Source organism: Rubrivirga marina (assembly GCF_002283365.1).
In the GTDB taxonomy this organism is placed as follows: Bacteria; Bacteroidota; Rhodothermia; order Rhodothermales; family Rubricoccaceae; genus Rubrivirga; species Rubrivirga marina.
On record NZ_MQWD01000001.1, the window covers coordinates 1,102,748 to 1,106,138 of the forward strand.

The window sequence follows — 3,391 nt, forward strand, 5'->3', positions numbered from 1 at the left end:
GGGGGCGTCGGCATCAGGGGCGGTCGCGCTGGCGGTAGACCTCGGCGAGCACGGCGGCCACGGCCCCGTAGAGCGCCTCGTCGATAAAGGCGCCCTCGTCGACCGTCGCGTGGAGCGCCCGCGCGAGCGGGACGTCCTCGACGGTCGGGACGCCGTGCTCGGCCGCGAGCGCCTTGATCCGGAGCGCCCGCTTCCGCATGCCCTTGACGAGCACCTTCGGCGCGAAGCCCTCGGCGGCGTCGTACTTGAGGGCGACGGCGTAGTGGGTCGGGTTCGTGACCACGACGTCGGCCTGGAGCACGGCGTGGTCGAGGCGGGGGCCGAGCGCGCGCTCGCGGGCGATCTGCTTCCGCTTCCCCTTCAGGTGCGGGTCGCCCTCGGACTCTTTCGCCTCGTCCTTGACCTCCTTGTGGGTCATCTTGAGGTCCTGCGTGTGCTTCCACTTCCCGAAGGCGTAGTCGACGCCGGAGAGGAGGAGGAGCGCGAGGAGCATCTGGGCGAGGAGCCCGAGCGTCCACCCGCCGGCCGAACGGAAGGCGACGTCGAGCGGGACCGTGTGGAGCACGAGGATCTCGGGCAGCCACGCCTTCAGCGCGAGGTACACCACCGGCCCCACGATCACGACCTTCGCGAGGGCCTTCCCCAGCTCGAAGAGGCCCTTCGTGGAGAACAGCCGCTTGGCGCCCTCGGCCGGCGAGATCCGGCTGCCCTTCGGGCGGAGCGGCTTGGCCGAGAACGTCCACCCGCTCTGGAGCACGTTGGTCCCGAGGGCGACGACGAGGAGCGCGGCGAACAGCGGGCCGACGATCACGAGCATGTCGCGCCCGACGTCGGCGAGGAGGCCAGGCACCGAGCCGGGCGTGAGCGCGGCGGAGGGGGCGCCGGTGTAGAGCCGGGCCGTCATGACGCGGAGCGTGTCGAGCGCGCCCGGCGCGCCGATCCCGATGACGGCCGTGGCCGCCGCCAGGAGCCCGGCCGAAGCGAGCTCCCGGGAGCGGAACACGTTCCCGTCCTCGCGGGCCTTCTCGAGGCGCCGCGGGGTCGGGTCGAACTGCTTGTCGCTGCGGTCGGGGGCGTCGCTCATGGGGCGCGCGGGTGGACCGACGCCCCTTGCATGGTCCGTGCCACGGGCCGGGCGCCGCGCGGGCCCCGATTCCGCGGGCCTCAGGCGGAAAGACCCGGGAGCGCCCGGAAAACCCTGCCGCGGCCGCCTCGGCGTCGCCCGCCCACGCCCGGCCCGCCTCGGCGCCGAGGCCGACCGGGTCGGGAGCGTCGTCTACGGCGCGAGCGCGCCGAACAGGGCGTCGAGCGCGCCGAAGGCCCCGTCCACCAGCGACGGGGCGAGCGGGACGAACGAGGCGACGAACGCGACGGCGATCGCCAGCCCGGCGAGGAGCTTGAGCGGGAGGCTGATCGAGAACAGGTCGGCCTGCGGGACCACGCGGGCGAACACGCCGAGCCCCACGTCGACGAGGAAGAGGGCCACCATGAACGGCATCGCTAGGCGGACCGCCGTCGAGAAGAACCCGCCGGTCCACGACAGGAGGAGCGGGCCGCCGGCGGCGAGGTCGGCCCCGCCGAGCGGGACGGCCACGAACGACCGCGCCAGCCCCACCACGAGCGACTGCGGCCCGTCGAGGAGGACGAACACGAGGAGGAACAGCCACGTCACCATCCGTCCGAGTGGGTTCGACGACGCCCCGCTCATGGGGTCGTAGGCCTGGGCCATCGACAGGCTCATCTGGAACCCGATGACCTCGCCGGCCACGTCGACGGCCCAGAACACGAACCGGACGGCGTAGCCCATGAGCAGGCCGGTCAGGACCTCGACGGACACGGCCAGCACGAACCCGACCGGGTGCGCGGCGTGCGGCGGCAAAGGGCCCTGCGCGAACCCGGTCAGGATCACGCTCAGGAGCACGCTGAGGAGCACCTTCAGCGGGACCGGCACGCCCTTCTGGCTGAACACGGGCGCGGCCACCATCACGCCGCTCACGCGCCCGAACACGAGCGCGAGGCGGAGCAGCGAGGCGGGGTCGGTGCCGATCATCCCTCGTCGCGGGCCGCGCTAGTGGGAGACGTCGGCGATGGCGCGGAAGACCTCGGCCGAGAAGTCCGTCATCATCTCGATCATCCACGGGGCCAGCAGCAGGAGCACGGCGGCCACAGCGAGCATCTTCGGGATCACGCTCAGCGTCATCTCCTGGATCGACGTCATGGCCTGGAACAGGCTGACGACGAGGCCGACCGCCAGCGCGACGGCGAGGAGCGGCGAGGCGACCATGAGCGCCGTCGTGAGCGCGGTCTGGGTCCAGTGGAGGGCGGTCTCGGGGGTCATCGGGGGGGCGGGCGGCGGGGCGCCGTCACGACATGTAGCCGCGGACGAGGGACTCGACGATGAGGAACCAGCCGTCGGTGAGGACGAACAGGAGCAGCTTGATCGGGAGCGAGATCATGACCGGCGGGAGCATCATCATGCCCATCGACATGAGCACGCTGGCCACGATGAGGTCCACCACGAGGAACGGGAGGAACAGCATGAACCCGATCTGGAAGGCCACGCGGAGTTCCGAGATCACGTAGGCCGGCACGAGCACGTGGAACGGGACGTCGGTGGGGCGGGCGACCGACGGGAGGCCGGCGAGGTCCATGAACTGGACGAGGTCCTTGTCGCGGGTGTGCTGGAGCATGAACCCCTTGATCGGCTTGGCGGCGATCTCGAGCGCCTCGGCCTGCTCGAGCTGGCCGTCGAGGTAGGGCCGGAGCGCGGCCTGGTCGATCTCGGTGAACACCGGGTTCATGACGAAGAACGTCAGGAACAGCGAGAGCCCGATGATGACCTGCGTCGGCGGGCTCTGCTGGAGCCCGATGGCCGTCCGGAGGATCGAGAACACGACGACGAGCCGCGTGAAGCTCGTCATCAGGATGAGGATCGACGGCGCCAGCGTGAGGACCGTCAGGAGCATCAGGAGCTGGACCGGGAGGGCGTAGTCGCCGTCGTCGGTCAGCGTGACGCCGGGGATCGGCGAGGTCGCCGGCCGGGCCTGGGCGACGCGGCGGGCCGGGCCGGGGGCGCTCTCGGCGGGCGCGGCCTCGCGCGCGGCCGGCCCGAGGGGCTGCGTGGGCTGGCCCGCCTCGGCGTCGGCGACGGCCTGGTCGGTGATCTCCTGCGCCACCTCGAGCTGCTCGGGGGAGAGCGTCCGGGGTGCCGCCGGGGGCGCCGGTTGGGCACTGGCCCCAACGGCGACGAACAGCAGGAAGAGGGTGAGCCCGTTACGCATGAGCGGACCCGAACTGGTGGAGGCCCCACGACCGGTCGGCAGCCGGACCCGGCGGGCCTGGCGGCGGAGCCAGGCTCGACGAAGGCGGGCTCGGCGGGGCGGCCGGGCGC

The 3,391-nt window shown here is 72.5% G+C and carries 4 protein-coding genes; all 4 read right to left on the minus strand.

What is annotated here, in order from left to right; genetic code table 11:
- Positions 1-13: 13 nt before the first annotated feature.
- Positions 14-1,084 (minus strand): EscU/YscU/HrcU family type III secretion system export apparatus switch protein, encoded by a 1,071-nt coding sequence (locus tag BSZ37_RS04495; protein WP_095509394.1) that lies wholly within the window; start codon positions 1,082-1,084, stop codon positions 14-16.
- A gap of 192 nt (positions 1,085-1,276) precedes the next feature.
- Positions 1,277-2,050: a flagellar biosynthetic protein FliR gene (fliR, locus tag BSZ37_RS04500; RefSeq protein WP_095509395.1), complete on the minus strand. Its 774-nt coding sequence runs from the start codon at positions 2,048-2,050 to the stop codon at positions 1,277-1,279.
- An 18-nt stretch (positions 2,051-2,068) separates the two neighbouring features.
- On the minus strand, positions 2,069-2,338 hold the full coding sequence (gene fliQ, locus BSZ37_RS04505; protein WP_095509396.1) for a flagellar biosynthesis protein FliQ: 270 nt from the start codon (positions 2,336-2,338) through the stop codon (positions 2,069-2,071).
- Positions 2,339-2,363: 25 nt separating this feature from the next.
- The gene (fliP, locus tag BSZ37_RS21835) at positions 2,364-3,281 is read right to left on the minus strand and encodes a flagellar type III secretion system pore protein FliP (protein WP_095509397.1); all 918 of its coding nucleotides are present in this window, start codon (positions 3,279-3,281) and stop codon (positions 2,364-2,366) included.
- Between the last annotated feature and the right edge of the window lie 110 nt (positions 3,282-3,391).

Coding starts and splice junctions, on each gene's coding strand:
- BSZ37_RS04495 (WP_095509394.1), bottom strand. CDS start 1,084: ATGAGCGACGCCCCCGACCGCAGCGACAAGCAGTTCGACCCGACCCCG.
- fliR (WP_095509395.1), bottom strand. CDS start 2,050: ATGATCGGCACCGACCCCGCCTCGCTGCTCCGCCTCGCGCTCGTGTTC.
- fliQ (WP_095509396.1), bottom strand. CDS start 2,338: ATGACCCCCGAGACCGCCCTCCACTGGACCCAGACCGCGCTCACGACG.
- fliP (WP_095509397.1), bottom strand. CDS start 3,281: ATGCGTAACGGGCTCACCCTCTTCCTGCTGTTCGTCGCCGTTGGGGCC.